The organism is Nocardioides astragali (assembly GCF_024436375.1).
Lineage (GTDB): Bacteria > Actinomycetota > Actinomycetes > Propionibacteriales > Nocardioidaceae > Nocardioides > Nocardioides astragali.
In genome coordinates this window covers 438,502-454,526 of record NZ_JAFMZM010000002.1, presented here as the reverse complement: position 1 = coordinate 454,526, position 16,025 = coordinate 438,502, and the positions used below count along the sequence as shown (strand labels likewise).

Here is a 16,025-nt window from a genome sequence, read left to right as displayed (position 1 = left end):
GACCTCACGGAGGGGGAACACGGATGGTCAAGCGGACACCCATCGGCGTCTGGCTCGTGACGGGAGCACTGCTGCTCACCGGGCTCGCGGGTTGCAGCAGTGACGGCGAGGATCCACCCGAGGGCGACAAGCCCGAGAAGGTCGAGAAGGCGGTGGAGGCCGTCGAGCTCGCCGGCAGCTTCGTGGGCGAGGTGTCCGGTACGAAGGCCTTTGTGGCGGTCGTTGCCGCACCCGCACAGGAGGGGCAGGACGCCGGCGCCGTACAGGTCTATGTCTCCGACGGCAACGGTGTGAGCGAGTGGTTCTCCGCGCCGGTCTCGGACGGCGGCTTCGCCGCGCAGTCCGATGACGGGGACGCGGAGGCGGAGGGCAAGCTGAGCGGCGGCTCGGTGATCGGCACCGTCTCGCTTCCCGACGGCAGCACGGGCAGCTACGAGGCCAACCCGCCGTCCGGCGGGGCTGGGCTCTACGAGCTGACCGTCTCCCCGGGCGGCGAGCTCAGCGGTGCGTCCGCTGCCGGTCTGGCATTGAAGGGCGACCTCTCCCTGGGACGGCGCGGCACCGGGACGATCCGGATGGTCGACGGCAAACGCCTCAAGCTGGCCCTCACCCGGAAGCGCGCGGAGGGCTTGGGCCACCTGCGGGCCGGGCAGGTCCGCCTGATCGTCCTTCCCGGAGGCGAGCTGCGCGGCGTCGCCAGGGCGAAGGCCTCGAAGGGCGGCGCCGGCTACTTCATCCGGTCGGCCTAGGAGATCTGACCTCTTCCAGGGCGAGCAACATCCCGGCGGGAGCGCCCGGCGGACAACTGAACCTGTCACCAAAGGGAGATCGACAGATGTCGAGAAGCGGCGAGACCAAGGCCCTCTATCGCCACATGCGCCTCGCCTGCCAGGGCTTCGTCGCCGTCGCTGCGCTGCTCGCCGTCCTGGGTACGACGGCAGCCGGAGGCCTCGCCGCAGCCGCTGCCGCCGCGCCCGCCACCGCCGTCGAACTGTCGGAGCCGGCCTGCCAGGAGCAGACCGTCAGGTCCACCGCCGACGCCGACAGCTGGATCGACGAGAACAGCCCGTTCGCCGGGAAGGGCGGAGACTCCATCCTCAACGTCGACGGCGGGTCTGCCAACGTGGACACGGCTGTGGTCAGCGGTCGCGCCCGCGCGCTGGTCCGGTTCCCGTTGCCTGCCGCGGTGCCGCCCGGGTGCGTGGTCGCCTCCGCCAAGCTCGGGCTCTTCGCCTCCGAGGATTCCGACGGGGCGAGGGCAGAGGCCGTACGGCTCGCCTCCCACTGGTCGGAGACCGGGGTCACCTGGAGCAACCAGCCGGAGACGACCGGCGAGCCGGTCAGGATCTGGTCCCAGGCAGGCTACATGCGCTGGAACGTGGCTTCGCAGGTCGAGGCCATGCTCGGGGGGGCCAACCACGGCTTTCTCATCCGCGACGCCGCCGAGGGCACCGAGACCAGCGCCGGTCACGGCTTCTACGGCAGGGAGAAGGGCGAGTCTCCGCCGGAGCTGGTGATCCGGTTCGCCGCTCCGCCGTCCGACGAGTCCCCGGGCGAGGCGGCCCCGGCCCCGGCCACGCCCGCGGCCGTGGCTTGCGGCCAGGTGCTCATGCACAGCACCCTTGTCACCAACGACCTCACCGAGTGTCCGGGCGACGGGTTGGTGATCGGCACCGACCGGATCATCGTCGACCTCGGCGGCCACCTGATCGACGGCGTGGGCCTGGGCTCGGGGATCCTCAACGACGGCCACGACCACGTGACCGTCAGGAACGGGGCGCTCCAGCAGTTCGACTACGGCGTTCGGCTGCGTCCCGAGACCCACCACAACGCCATCGAGCGGCTGGCCCTGCGCGAGCACCAGGTGGCCGCCGTCGAGCTCTTCGACGTCGCCGACAGCGAGGTCCGCGGCAACACCCTGGACCAGAACGGCGGCGGGATCACGCTGGTGAGCGGCACGAAGGGCATCCTCGTGGCCGACAACTCCGTCAGCGGCAACGGCGGCGCTGGCCTGCTGGTCCGCGACTCCGACGGCAACCGGCTCGTGAACAACACCGTCGGCGGTGGCGGCGACCTCGGCATCGGGCTGGAGCGGGCAACGGGCAACACGCTGCTCGGCAACGCGGTCTCGAACAACAGCGACGGGGGCATCGAGCTCAGAGCGGGTTCGCACGGCAACCTCGTCGAGAGCAACACCGTCGCCGAGAGCGGCGACCACGGCATCCTGGTCTTCGAGTCCGACCGCAACCGGCTCGTGTCGAACACCTCCCACCGGATGTCCGACAGCGGCATCACGCTCGAGTCCGCCAGCGACGGCGTCGTCCAGGGCAACGACGTGCGCTTCAACACCGGCGGGCTGCAGCTCGACGGGTCGAGCCGGAACTTGGTGGAGTCGAACAACGCGAGCAGCACCACGGGGATCGGCATCGAGCTGGGCGGCGGCTCGCTCGCGAACAAAGTCGCCACGAACACCGCCAACCAGAACGGCGCCCAGGGCATCTACGTGTCCGACGATGCCGCGGACCCGCTGGGCAACCCGCTTCCCGAGCTCGGCAACCTCATCCTCGGCAATACCGTCAGCGAGAACCTGGCCGACGGCATCGTGGTGGCGAAGGGCGGACACACCCTCACCGCCAACGTGGTCAGGGACAACCGCGGGCTGGGCATCAACGCAGCCCTCGGGAGCATCGACGGGAGCGGGAACATCGCGACCGGCAACCTCAAGCCCGAGCAGTGCATGGGCGTGCTGTGCAAGGTGGATTGGAACCCGCCCGAGACCACGATCACCGACCACCCGGCCGACCCGACCAACAGCACGTCGGCGACCATCGCCTTCACAGGCACCGATGACCTCAGTCCTGGCCTGGCGCTCCGGTTCGAATGCTCGGTCGACCAGGCCGTCTTCGCGTCCTGCGCCTCCCCGCTCAGGCGCCAGGGGCTTGCCCAGGGTGTGCACCACGTCGAGGTCCGGGCCACCGACCTCGCGGGCAACACCGACGCGAGCCCGGCGTCATTCACCTGGCGCATCGACACCACGGCACCCGAGACCTCCATCACCGACCGGCCGGCCGAGCTCACCGCCAGCAGCTCGGCGGCCTTTGGCCTCGCCGCCGACGAGCCTGACTCGACCTTTGAGTGCTCTCTCGACGGCGGCGCTTTCACGAGCTGTGCCACGCCGGTCGAGTACGCAGGCCTCGGCGAGGGATCCCACACCTTCCGGGTGCGGTCCACCGACCTGGCCGGCAACACCGACGCCGGCCCGGCGACGTACACCTGGACGATCGACACCATCGCTCCGGAGACCACCATCGACACCGGCCCTGCCGACCCCACCACCTCCACCGGTGCGACGTTGGCTTTCTCAAGCGAGCCTGGTGCCGCGCTGCACTGCTCGCTTGACGGCGGCGAATTCGAGCCCTGCGCCTCCCCGGCCGAGTATCGCGGCCTCGGCGACGGATCCCACACGCTCCGCGTGCGGGCGACCGACCCTACGGGCAACACCGATCCGACGCCCGCCGCCCACACGTGGACGGTGGACACCACCGCGCCCCAGACCACCATCACCGACCGGCCCGACGACCCGACCAAAAGGACCTCGGCGACGTTCGGCTTCGCCGCCGATGAGGCGGACTCGACCTTCCAGTGCGCCTTGGACGATCGCGGCTTCGAGGGGTGCAGTTCCTCGGCCGACTTCGCCGGCCTGACCGAGGGTTCCCATACGCTTCGCGTGAAGGCGACCGACCGAGCGGGCAACACCGACGCCAGCCCGGCGACGTACACGTGGACGGTGGACACCACAGCTCCCGAAACCACCATCACCGACCGGCCGGTCGACCCGACCAAGAACGTCTCGGCGACGTTCCGCTTCGGCGCCGACGAGGAGGGCTCGTCCTTCGAGTGCGCGCTGGACGAGGGCGGGTTCGAGCCATGCAGCTCCCCAGCCGACTACCCCGACCAGACTGACGGGGCCCACACCTTCCGGGTGCGGGCCACCGACCATGCCGGCAACACCGACGCCAGCCCGGCGACGTACACGTGGACGGTGGACACCACAGCTCCCGAAACCACCATCACCGACCGGCCGGTCGACCCGACCAAGAACGTCTCGGCGACGTTCCGCTTCGGCGCCGACGAGGAGGGCTCGTCCTTCGAGTGCGCGCTGGACGAGGGCGGGTTCGAGCCATGCAGCTCCCCAGCCGACTACCCCGACCTGACCGAGGGCAGCCACACCTTCCGGGTGCGGGCCACCGACCATGCCGGCAACACCGACGCCAGCCCCGCGACGTACACGTGGACCATCGACACCACCGCCCCGCAGACCACCATCGACTCCGCGCCAGCCGACCCCAGCATCAGCTCGGGTGCGGCGTTCACGTTCTCCAGCGAAGCCGGAGCGGCATTCCAGTGCGCGCTGGACTCAGCAGGCTTCACGCCGTGCACCTCCCCAGCCGACTACCCCGACCTGACCGAGGGCAGCCACACCTTCCGGGTGCGGGCCACCGACCAAGCCGTCAACACCGACGCAACGCCCGCGACGTACACGTGGACCGTCGACACCACCGCGCCCGAAACCACCATCACCGACCGGCCCAACGACCCGACCAGGAACACCTCGGCCTCCTTCGGCTTCGCCGCCGACGAGCAGGGGGCGTCCTTCGAGTGCGCCGTGGACGAGGGCGGGTTCGAGCCATGCACCTCCCCAGCCGACTACCCCGACCAGACTGACGGGGCCCACACCTTCCGGGTGCGGGCCACCGACCATGCCGGCAACACCGACGCCAGCCCCGCGACGTACACGTGGACCATCGACACCACCGCCCCGCAGACCACCATCGACTCCGCGCCAACCGACCCCAGCATCAGCTCGGGTGCGGCGTTCACGTTCTCCAGCGAAGCCGGAGCGGCATTCGAATGCGCGCTGGACTCAGCAGACTTCACGCCGTGCACCTCCCCAGCCGACTACCCCGGCCAGGCCGATGGGGTCCACACTTTCCGGGTGCGGGCCACCGACGGGGCTGGGAACACCGACCCGAGCCCGGCCTCCTACACGTGGACCATCGACACCACCGCCCCGGAGACCACCATCGACTCGGGTCCTGCCGACCCCACGACCGCCACCACCGCGGAGCTCACCTTCTCCGGCGAGCCGGGGGTGACGTTCCTGTGCGCCTTGGACTCTGGGGACTTCGCGGTCTGCACCTCTCCGCGCCAGTACACGGGACTGTCCCTGGGCAGCCACAGCTTCCGGGTGCGGGCCACAGACGCGGCCGGCAACACTGACCAGAGCCCGACCGTGCACACCTGGACGATCGAGGCCGCCGACACCACAGCCCCGGAGACCACCATCGACTCCGAGCCGAACGACCCCACTGGCGCCACAACAGCGACGTTCACGTTCTCGGCCGACGAGCCCGGCTCCTTCGAGTGCCGACTGGACAGCCAGGCTGCGGCCGACTTCGTGGCGTGCACGAGCCCGCGGGCCTACACCGACCTGGCCGAGGGGCCGCACACGTTCGAGGTGCGAGCAACAGACCGGGCCGGCAACACCGACGAGAGCCCGGCCGTGCACAACTGGACGATCGAAGCCGACGACACCTCCGCCCCGGAGACCGCCATCGACTCCGGTCCGGCCGGACCCACGACCGCCACCAGCGCGGAGCTCACCTTCTCCAGCGAGCAGGGGGCGACGTTCGAGTGCGTGCTGGACTCCGGGGATTTCGCGGTCTGCACCTCGCCAGCACGCTACACCGGTCTGTCCGTCGGCTCGCACACTTTCCGGGTCCGCGCCAACGACCTGGCAGGCAACACCGACGCCAGCCCGGCTGTCCGCACCTGGACGATCGAGGCCGCGGACACCACCGCCCCGGAGACCACCATCGACTCCGGTCCGGCCAACCAGACCACCAGCACGTCGGCGGCGTTCACCTTCGCCGCGACCGAGGCTGGCTCTACCTTCGAATGCTCGCTGGACTCCGCCCCGTTCGCGCCCTGCACCACGCCCGCGACCTACACCGCGTTGACCGTCGGCACCCACAGCTTCCGGGTCCGCGCCACCGACCCGGCCGGCAACACCGACCAGAGCCCAGCCACGCACAGCTGGACCGTCCAGGCACCGGACAACACCCCGCCGCAGACCACAATCACCTCCGCGCCACCAGCGCAAACCACCAGCACCAGCGCCAGCTTCGCGTTCACCGCCTCCGAGACAGGATCGACGTTCCAGTGCGCGCTCGACTCCGAGCCGTTCAACGCCTGCACCTCGCCGGCCACCTACACCGGCCTGGCAGTCGGCACCCACACCTTCCGGGTCCGCGCCACCGATCCGGCCGGCAACACCGACTCCACTCCCGCCACCCACACCTGGACCATCCAGGCGCCGGACACCACCGCGCCGCAGACCACAATCACCTCCGCGCCACCAGCGCAAACCACCAGCACCAGCGCCAGCTTCGCGTTCACCGCCTCCGAGACAGTATCGACGTTCCAGTGCGCACTGAACTCCGGCGCGTTCACCGCCTGCACCTCGCCGGCCACCTCCACCGGCCTGGCAGTCGGCACCCACACCTTCCGGGTCCGCGCCACCGATCCGGCCGGCAACACCGACTCCACTCCCGCCACCCACACCTGGACCATCCAGGCGCCGGACACCACCGCGCCGCAGACCACAATCACCTCCGCGCCACCAGCGCAAACCACCAGCACCAGCGCCAGCTTCGCGTTCACCGCCTCCGAGACAGGATCGACGTTCCAGTGCGCACTGAACTCCGGCGCGTTCACCGCCTGCACCTCGCCGGCCACCCACACCGCGCTGGCCGTCGGCACCCACACCTTCCGGGTCCGCGCCACCGACCCGGCCGGGAACGCCGACGCCACTCCCGCCACCCATACCTGGACGGTCTCGGTTCCGTCAATCGGATGCCCGTCGCCGGTCACGGCCCCGGCCGCGGCAGACGCCTGGATCGACCAGAACAGTCCGACCAACAACAAGGGCACCGACTCGATCCTCAAGGTGCAGGCCAAGCAGCCCGCCGACAACTTCCGTGCCCTGGTCCGGTTCAACCTCCCGACGGTCCCGGCCGGCTGCGTTCTCGACACGGCCAGGCTGCGCCTGTACGCCGCCTCGACGTCGAGCAGCCAGCGCACGCTGCAGGCATTCCGGCTCGCCGGCTCCTGGACGGAGAGCGGCGTGACATGGACCAACGCGCCTCAGACCGCAGGCGCGGCGGCCACGACTATCTCGGGCACCGGCTACCGCGAGTGGGATGTCGCGACACTCGTCCCGGAGATGTTCTCGAGCGGCGCGAACCACGGCTTCCTGATCAGAGACGCCATCGAAGGTCAGGACGCCGAGCAGCAGTTCCACGCACGCGAGAAGGGGGAGAACCTCCCGCAGCTCGTCCTCACGTTCAAGCCCGCTTTCTGAGTGGCACCGAGTGCGACGGTCGCGGAGCGCCAGTCACTGAGGAAGCAGCACCACGACGTGCGTGCCCTCTCCGGGCGCCGAGCCGATCTCAAGCTCACCACCCAGTGACTCGGCACGCTCGCGCATCGAGCGGATCCCGAAGCTATGGGGCGATCGCGGCGCCGCCGGGTCGAACCCGGACCCGTCGTCCCGGATGTCCAGGGTCGGAGGACTGCCCCGCAGCACCAGGCGCACGTGCGTCGCACCCCCGTGCCTCACGGCGTTCCCGACGGCTTCGCGGGCGATCCTGATGAGCGCGTCGCGCCACTCCACGGGCGCGTCTGCGTCCGGATCCAGGTCGAGCTCGAGGTGTACGCCGACGCGGTCCGCCACGTCCTTGGCGGCGTTGCCGACGGCCGTGTGGAGCGGCTCGTGGGTCTCCCGGTTGAGCGCGGCGATCGCCCCTCGTGACTCGTCGAGCGCCCGCTCGACAGCGTCTCCGATGCGTTCGACCGCCGACTGGAGCTGGTCGTCCGTCACCCGCCCGCGAAGCCAGCCCGTCTGCGAGGAGATGTAGGCGAGCTCCTGCACGACTCCGTCATGGAGGTCGCGCGCCACCCTGCGCCTTTCGGCTCGCACCGCGGAGCGGACCAGGGCCGCCTCCAGGTTGGCGATCTCGCTCACAGCGCCATACCAGAAGGCGGCCACCGCACTGATCCACAGGAACTCCCCACCGTAGATCAGCTCGGTGAACCGCGACGGGATGAGTGCGTAGTAGACGAACGCGCCCGCCGCGATCGTCGACCCGATGCCCATCCAGCCGATGAAGTTGTCGGAGGTGCGGTCGGCCAGTCGCGCGAAGGCCACGGCCGCGACGGCGTAGCCCGCTGCGGTCAGCAGGTCGATGGCGATCTTGATGGGGTGACCGCTCAGCAGCTCGAGCTCGTTCACCACGTCCGGCTCCTCCGGCAGCACCGGGAACGCGCGCGGCAGCGCGTCCCCGATCACGATGGCGCAGAGCGTCATCCCCACGACGGACGCGCAGGCGAGCGCCACCACGATGGCGGCTCGGCCGGTCGAGTTGTCGATCCTGCGGTCCTCGAGGACACCGGCGGACGCGAGAACCGCCGCGCCGAGCACTCCACTCACGGCGGTGCCCCAGATCAAGGGGTCGGTCCCCTGGATCGCCTGCTCCTCGAACATGGCCAGGGCGGCGAACAGTCCGTTCTTGGCGGCCACGATCACCACGCCGCAGATCAGCAGGAGGTTGCGACGCGACCCGTCGCTGCGGAAGCGCCCGAGCAGCACCGCGGCCAGGAAGATGAGGACCATCGCGTCCGCGGTCTCCATGGCGACGTGGAAGCGCCGGTTGCCGATGCTGGGGTCGAAGTCGAAGACCTCGAGAAGGATCGGGACGATGAGGCACAGGGCAACCGCTGCAAGGGCAGCCCGACGCATGCCCACCCCCCGGACGACGTTCATCAGACGATGCGATCACGAAGGGCGCGGACCGCGATCTCTCCACGGTTCTCGACCTGCATCTTCGTCACGACGTCGGAGGCGAGACGGCGCACGGCACGCTCGGTGGTGCCCATGGAGGTCGCGATCGTCTCCGGCGACTCGCCCTCCGACAAGCGGGACAGTACGTCGATCTCCTGTTCCGTGAACCGTGACCCGCCATGGCGACGGTGTGTGCGCTGGACGTGCTCCAGCAGGCGCCGGGAGACCCGCGCCGACAAGAAGGCGCGACCCGCCGCAGCCTCCCTGATCGCCTTGACGACATCCTCCACGGGCCCGTCCTTGAGGACGAAGCCCCGCGCGCCTGCGAGCAGGCCCGCAAGCACGTCGTCCTCCTCCTGACTGACCGTGAGCATCACCACCGGCGTCGAAGGATGGTGCTCGCTCAACAGCCGCGTCGCCTCGACGCCCCCCATGCCGGGCATGCTCAGGTCCATCACGACCGCATCCGGTTGCGTCTCGGCCACCGCGCCGAGGACGGCTTCCCCGGTGGCCACGTCGGCGACGACGACCAGCCCGCTCTCCTCGAGCAGGCCGACGAGACCGTCGCGGTAGAAAGTGTGATCATCCACCACGACGACCCGCAATGCGCCAGTGCCCGGCGACTCGTCCATGTTGACCACCCACTCGCGACACTCCCGGTGCCCCGTCTGCAAGTCAGGGTACCGGCGTCGGAGGCGTCGCGGAACGTTTCGGGGCGCCTTCGCGCCTGATCACCGAAGTCGACTCTGTGACCAGGCCCCACCACGAAAGTCGATTCCGGAGATCCAGCCGCTTGCCGAGCTCGCTGGTCCTCGCCACTGTTGCCACCGGAGTCTCGAGCGTGACCGGTCCACTCGCCTTGCACGTGCGGGCGTAGCCCTAGCGATGGTCATACCGCCCCGCGGCAGTACGACGAGGCCGAAACACGCACACCAGAGCCGCAGTGGACGGCGGGGCCAGAGCTCTGCCGATACGAAGCTCGCGAAGCCCGAGCGCTGCTGGCGCTGCCATCGGCCGCGGTGAGCGAGACGCAACCGCCGTAGTCACCGACGCCATGCGACGCGCCGGGGCCGGCCGCCCACCTGGCCATCAGTAACGTGCTGCGGAAACGCGTTGGAACCAGACTGAGCCACTTTGACGTGAGGTATCTGCACCACCCCGCGTCGCCGAGCGTGGAGACTTGGCTCAGACGTGCCGCGCAACGCCGATCGCGACCACAGCATGATCGCTCTTCGCGCGTCCCGCGCGGCGATCGTCTAACGGCCCTTTGTGGATGACGCGATGAGGCGCAGTGACCAGCTCGGACCTAAGCCACAAGGCGCGTGTGATTCCGCACCGCTTGCTGGCCTGAGGCGTTAGCGAGGTGTCGGACGAGAGGTGGATGCCGGCACGTATGCGGACCGACTGCCCGAGGTCAGCTTTGGAAGGGGCCCGGCGTCCAAGCGATCGTGGATTGGCTTCCGTGGCGCCTGGTTAGAGTTCTTTCGTCGCCAGGTTCGACAGGGCTTCGGCTATGACCTTGTCGCGGTTCTTGGCCGCGTGTTGGTAGCGCAGTGCTGCGCCGGCGGTGGAGTGTCCGAGGCGGGCCATCAGTTCGGCCAGTGTGGCGCCGGTGCTGGCGGCCAGGACAGCGCCGGTGTGGCGGAGGTCGTGGAACCGGAGGTCGGGCCTTCCGGCTTGCTCGCGTGCCTTGTAGAAGACCTTGTAGAGCGCGGGCCTGTTGGCATGCCGATGCATGCCGTGCCCACTGACTTCAGAGCCGCGGCGGCACGTTGCGTTGGCAACGGGTCGGGATCGGAGTCCGAGGCGTCGCCCTCAACTACCCCCAGGACTCAGCCATCTAGCACGAACCACACCGTCAACCCCGTCGCACTGAGATCCGAGCCCCATCGACTGGCGAGCGCGTCCACCAGCCGTAGCCCTCTGCCATGCACCGCGAGGGGGTCCGCCCCGCCCCCGCCCGCCGACCCTCCCGTCGGCACTACCACCCGGGTGCCTGCGTCCCGTACTGCCACGGTGACGACGCCCGACTCCTCACTCACGCGCACCGAGCAACGACCGGAGCCATGCACCGCCGCGTTAGTCACCAGCTCTGAGAGACACAACACCGCAGTCTCGGTGCAGTCCTCCCCCACGCCCCACCCCTTGAGGGTTCGACGCACAAAGGACCGCGCCTCCCCCACAGCGGCCGGGTCAAGCGGAAGGTCGTGGCGGGCCGTCCTGGCCCCGGGCGCCGTGTCGTCGACCCAATCGTCGAGTTCACGCACACGCTGCCGCTGCGCCACGCGCAGCTCCTGCCCCAGCCTGGCGCCGTGAGCGAGCAGCCCCTCAACGAAGGCCACGGAGCTGTCCGTAGGCTCGTCGTAGAACAGCACGAACCCGCCCAGCACCTGGGCGGCGGCCCTGATCGGCACGGCGACGACGGAGAGCGTCGGGGTGCCGCCTTGGGCGTCCACAAAGTCGGCATAGGTCGACCTGAGCTGGCCCAGGGTGCCCACGACGGCCGCGCCACTTCGGACGGCGCGGTTGAGCGGCACGTCGTCGTAGGCGTCCACCAGACACCACCTCGCAACGGCCCCACGTGCCCGATCGCTCGCGGTGAACCGGAGCCGGCGCCCCCCACCCTCCACGACGGCCAAGCCGACGCGGTGCACCCCCGCCAGCTGGGCGAGCTGCCCCAGCGCGTTCAGCGCCCAAGCGTCGATGACCGGATCGATGTCCAGCTGCGGCTCGACTGCCCCGTCCACGTGCCGACACTAGGCTCAGGCAGGTGCTTGCGCCACCGACGGGCGGGCGATAGCGGCCAGTCGCAGCGCCCCAACGCGGACGATGAGTTCAGTGCGTGGGTTGCCCCGGTGCTGGGATCCGGTCATGGACACCAGCAGACGATGATGGGGCGGGGTCGCGCTGGTCCCTCGCATTTTCCTCCCGGGTACTCGGCCTCGACTCGCCAGTTGCCGGTCCCGGTGTCGACCATGAAGTCTTCGAAGCATCCGTTCTCGTCGGTCACGGCGGTCCGGTAGGTGACGTTGCCGAGGGGATCGACGTACTTCAGGATCACTTCGACGCCGGCCTGGGGAGGGTCTAGGCATCCTTGGGCTGTGATCCGGAGGCACTCCTTGCGCAGCCGGTCCGGGTCGATCTCCTCGCCCCGCTTCTTGGCCTCCTCGAAGAGTTGTTCCAGGTCCTTGCCGTCGCAGCGCTGAACGCTTGCGTCGAAAGTCATCACCGTCGGCCGCCGCAGGTCCACCTGCACGACGGCACCACCTACGCGAGTCAGGGTGTCGCCGCGCGGCGCCCAGCTGGTGACCGCGATGTGCTGGCTGGTGCAGACCTCCGCGTCCTTCGGTGGAGTGATGGTGATCTCGCCGAACATGCGCTCGCCGGGCTGGAGCCGGACCTTGCGCGGCTGGAGGTCGACGTCCCATCCGTCGGGCACGCCCTCGGGTCGGAAGTAGAACAGCTGCTCCTGCTCGTAGGGGTTGGTGAGGTTGTAGCGGTGCGCGACTGGGTGGAACGGGCTCGAGGTCACGCTGGTGACGACATCGAGGTTCTCCTGGGCCCAGTTGTCGTGCTCGTTGGTGTCGGTGCCGACGAGGTTGATCAGGTCGACCGCCACGCACGTGTGCGGGTCGTCGCCCGTGGCCGGCGTCCACTCGACGTACTCCAGCGTCTCTGAGCCCGCGGCCAAGCTCGTCACGTGCTTGATGCCGACGAAGGTGTCGAAGTCGGCCTCCCCTCCGACCGTGTGGTACGGCTCGGAGATCCTGTACCGGATGTCAAAGTCGAACGCGGTGGCGGGGCCGGCGTTGCGGACACGTGCGTAGATGCGGTTGACCTGGCCGGCGACCGGGTTCTCCCGCTGTTCGTGTGGCGGCGGGCCGCCACCGAGGTTGAAGCCGTTCTTGGGCGAGTCCACCCAGATGTCCGGGCTCAGCCAGTCGTAGAAGTTGCCGCCGATCGTGTCGCCGCGGGTGATGCTGACGTTGTAGTCCGTGACCGGCGCGGTGTAGTCCACCTGGATGTTGAACGGCGCCCCGCCGCCTGCCGCCAGCACGGTGAGCGTGATCCCGGTGCCGGGGATCGACACGACGTCGCCGGCGACGCAGAAAGCGTCCCCGAGGTGGGTGGTCAGGAGATTCTTGTCCCGCAGGATCACTGGACCTTCGCCCTGGGGGATCTGCTCGTTGACGTAGTAGACGAGTACTCCGCTGCCGGGCAGGGCGGCGTCGAAGTCGGCCTGGGTGTTGCGGCGGGCCTCGACATAGTAGAAGGCATTCTCTGCCGCCAGCGTTGCGGCTCCCTCGCTGAGCCCGATGGCGATGGCCTTGCGGTTCGCAGCCCCCGACGGGTTGCGGAACAGCGGGATCGGGTTGAGGCCGCCGTACGATGCTCCGGCCGCGGGCCGTGGGATGTACTCGATGGTGTCGCCGTGGGCGGTGAGCCACCCGGCCCGTTCCTTGGACCACACGAGCGGGTGGACGTTGGTGTAGGTCCCGCCCATGTTGTCCCAGTCGTCGACATAGGGCCGCGGGAAGACGACGCCGGGGTGCGCATAGAGGTCGACCAGCCCGAACTGGTGCAGCATGCCGTGGGTGTAGCGCGCCGCCGGGTTCGCGTAGGAGTGGATCGAGACCGAGATGGGTCGCGAGAATCCCGCGGGCAGCGAATAGGGCCACAGCCCGGTCGTGGCCCAGTCACCGGTGAAGTTGACGTCGTTGGTCACGATGAGGAGCCGCTCGACGTCGTCGAACAAGGTGGGTTCGGCTGCGACCAGGTTCGCGACGACCTCTTCGGTCAGTTCGATCAGCGGGTTGCGGTCGGGGTGGGTGTAGTAGTCACGGTTGTGGTCCAGGTCGATCGTGCCGCGGTAGCGCGGGACCACGGTGGCCTGTCCGTAGCTGACCTCCTGCACGTAGGACGCCAGCTCGACCATCAGGCTCTGCAGGTTCGCAAGCGGCGGCTCGGTCGCGATGTCTGCGAACCGCACGCGGGCCACCACCGTGTCCTGCACCCCCGTCGCCACCGGCGGTTCGGTCAGGTCCGCGGTGACCACGAGTCCGTATCCCTGGCCCGGGCTGCCGACGTTGACGGCCCGTCCGACGACGCGGATCGTCCAGTCGCCGGCAGCGGGTGAGTTGATCAGCACCGCCTCGACGTTGTTGGCGTTGTCGGCCGTCCCACCGGTGGTGGAGACGCCGCCCGCGAAGACGTTGCCGAGGAAGGTCTGGCCCCCGGGGGCGACGACCTCGAGGTCGAGGTCGTTGACCATGGCGGCGGTGGAGTTGAGGGTTCCGGGTGGATCGGTCCAGGCCAGAGTCACCTTGAGACGGACGGTGTTGCTTGCCACGTCGACATGATGGGTGTGGGTGACGCCGGTCGTCGGGCCGTCCTGGTGCCGGTAGTCCCATACCCGGAGGTTGATCGGGTCCCCAGCGAAGTGGAGCAGGTCGTCGAGGCGTAGCAGTCCCCAGCCCTCGGTGTTGTTGGGATACCCGCCGGCCGAAGTCATGTCGAGCGTGCCGTTCGCGAGCGCCGCCTTGAGCAGGGCGCCCGTGGGGACGAAGGCGTGGTGGGGAGAGGCCGCGCCAGTGGGATACCAGCCCTCCGTGAAGTACTGGCGCACGAGGGCGGCGCCTGCGGCGGTGTGGGGTGTCGCCCAGCTCGTCGCGCAAGCGCCCGCGGTGGTGCCGCAGGCGGTGCCCGCGTTGGCGGAGGTTATCCCGCAGCCAGGGGACACGACGTCGGGCTTGCGTCGGTTGTCCGCGGTCGGCCCCGGGTTGCCGTCGCCGATCTGGAGCTCGTTGGGGTCGGCCATCGACGCGGCGACGCAGATCGCGTTCTTCGCCGTCCCTGGGGACCCCTGCTCCTCGCCGGTGTTTCCGGCCGAGCCGAGCACCAGGTGGTCCTCGTTGTTCCAGGTGAACGTGTCGACGTCCACGGCCGTCTGGTTGTACGGGGCCGGGTTACCCGCCCCGTGGTCGTCGTCGTGCCAACTGTTGGTGTGGATGGTTGCGCCCGCCGCGGCCGCCGCGCTGAGCTCGGTGAGCATGCTGCCAGAGTTGACGTCGCCGGTGGTCCCGCTGACGAGCCGGGCGGCCCAGGCGCCGCCGCGTCGCGCGGCCGCACCGGGGTTGTTCACGTCGTCGCCCGCGGCGCAGCCGGCGACGAAGGACGAATGGAACCCGGCCCCCGCACCGCCGCCGTTTCGGATGTCGACCACCTTGCGGTGCGCCGGACCCGGAGTGTTGCTCGCAGCGTCCATGAAGAAGCAGTGGTTGATGTCGAGCGGGGAGCTGTCAATCATCCCGATGATCTGACCCTCGCCGTGCAGTCCCTGGTCCCACACGGTGCGGGTGCCGGGCGTGCCGGATTGGAGCGTCCCGGCCGCGTTGGCGTTGTCCATCTTTCGCTCGGGCACCTCGTCGATCGCGCGGACCTCGGGCAGCACGGCGAGCTCCTCGAGGATCTGGGTCGACTCGGCCACCAGCCGGACATGGGCCGACCCCCCGAGCGGCCGGTCGTCGACGACCTGGACGTCGCTCACGCCCTCTAGGTCACCGATCCGGCCGGCGACGGCCTCGGGGTCGGCCTGGTCGAACAGGACGACGTCGAGCCAGATCCCCTGCAGCGCCTGCCGTTCCTCGGTCCGGAACACCCGATCACCGATGCCCGGCACGATCTTGGCGGCCGTGGGGTAGTCGATGACCGCCCGCACCAGCCCGTCACGAGCGAGCCGCTCGGCCGTCTCGGGGTCGAGGGTCTCGAGGTAGGCGGTGTCCGGTATGTACGTGCTCAGGTCGAGCCGGTAGGTGCTCTTCAGCCGCTGCTGCTCCTCCGCTGACAGAGGTCGGCGGAACTGGACCACGACCGGGATCGGCGACCGGGCCCGCCCGCGCACCCGTTGCTCCCGCGGCGCGTCGTCCTCCCCCTGGGGGAATCCGACCATCCGGATCGTGTGGCCGCCGTCGCCGAGTGGGCCCATCGTGATCACTCCCCTAGGGCGGGTGCTGACCCGATGTCTCGCACGCCATCCCCATGTCCAGCCCTTTACCTTCCTCGCGTCGGGTGGGTACGACAATGGGCGAGGATGTTTGTCTAGACCGCGTGTTCCCACCACGAC

7 protein-coding genes are annotated in these 16,025 nt (G+C 69.6%); 2 read left to right on the top strand and 5 right to left on the bottom strand.

The window, feature by feature from the left end:
- The first annotated feature begins 23 nt into the window (after nt 1-23).
- Together J3P44_RS07140 and J3P44_RS07135 are read left to right on the top strand one after the other, a co-directional pair.
- Nucleotides 24-749: a hypothetical protein gene (locus J3P44_RS07140; protein WP_255889584.1), complete on the top strand. Its 726-nt coding sequence runs from the start codon at nt 24-26 to the stop codon at nt 747-749.
- An 86-nt stretch (nt 750-835) separates the two neighbouring features.
- On the top strand, nt 836-7,423 hold the full coding sequence (locus J3P44_RS07135) for a CBM96 family carbohydrate-binding protein (protein ID WP_255889583.1): 6,588 nt from the start codon (nt 836-838) through the stop codon (nt 7,421-7,423).
- 33 nt (nt 7,424-7,456) lie between these two features.
- Here J3P44_RS07135 and J3P44_RS07130 read toward each other — a convergent pair whose 3' ends face one another.
- The 5 genes from J3P44_RS07130 to J3P44_RS07110 form a co-directional block, all read right to left on the bottom strand.
- Nucleotides 7,457-8,884 (bottom strand): sensor histidine kinase, encoded by a 1,428-nt coding sequence (locus J3P44_RS07130; RefSeq protein ID WP_255889581.1) that lies wholly within the window; start codon nt 8,882-8,884, stop codon nt 7,457-7,459.
- Nucleotides 8,884-9,534 (bottom strand): response regulator transcription factor, encoded by a 651-nt coding sequence (locus tag J3P44_RS07125; protein ID WP_255889580.1) that lies wholly within the window; start codon nt 9,532-9,534, stop codon nt 8,884-8,886. The genes J3P44_RS07130 and J3P44_RS07125 overlap by 1 nt, the downstream gene beginning before the upstream one ends.
- A gap of 841 nt (nt 9,535-10,375) precedes the next feature.
- The gene (locus J3P44_RS07120; protein ID WP_255889579.1) at nt 10,376-10,639 is read right to left on the bottom strand and encodes a tyrosine-type recombinase/integrase; all 264 of its coding nucleotides are present in this window, start codon (nt 10,637-10,639) and stop codon (nt 10,376-10,378) included.
- A gap of 95 nt (nt 10,640-10,734) precedes the next feature.
- Nucleotides 10,735-11,649, bottom strand: coding sequence for an ATP-binding protein (locus J3P44_RS07115; RefSeq protein ID WP_255889578.1), 915 nt, complete (start codon nt 11,647-11,649; stop codon nt 10,735-10,737).
- 122 nt (nt 11,650-11,771) lie between these two features.
- Entirely contained in the window at nt 11,772-15,887 is a 4,116-nt protein-coding gene (locus J3P44_RS07110; protein WP_255889577.1) for a S8 family serine peptidase, read from the bottom strand.
- Nucleotides 15,888-16,025: the final 138 nt, after the last annotated feature.

What these genes read in the sequence shown, in the direction of transcription:
- J3P44_RS07140 (WP_255889584.1), top strand. Translation starts at nt 24, where the DNA reads ATGGTCAAGCGGACACCCATCGGCGTCTGGCTCGTGACGGGAGCACTG.
- J3P44_RS07135 (WP_255889583.1), top strand. Translation starts at nt 836, where the DNA reads ATGTCGAGAAGCGGCGAGACCAAGGCCCTCTATCGCCACATGCGCCTC.
- J3P44_RS07130 (WP_255889581.1), bottom strand. Translation starts at nt 8,884, where the DNA reads ATGAACGTCGTCCGGGGGGTGGGCATGCGTCGGGCTGCCCTTGCAGCG.
- J3P44_RS07125 (WP_255889580.1), bottom strand. Translation starts at nt 9,534, where the DNA reads ATGGACGAGTCGCCGGGCACTGGCGCATTGCGGGTCGTCGTGGTGGAT.
- J3P44_RS07120 (WP_255889579.1), bottom strand. Translation starts at nt 10,639, where the DNA reads ATGCATCGGCATGCCAACAGGCCCGCGCTCTACAAGGTCTTCTACAAG.
- J3P44_RS07110 (WP_255889577.1), bottom strand. Translation starts at nt 15,887, where the DNA reads ATGGGCCCACTCGGCGACGGCGGCCACACGATCCGGATGGTCGGATTC.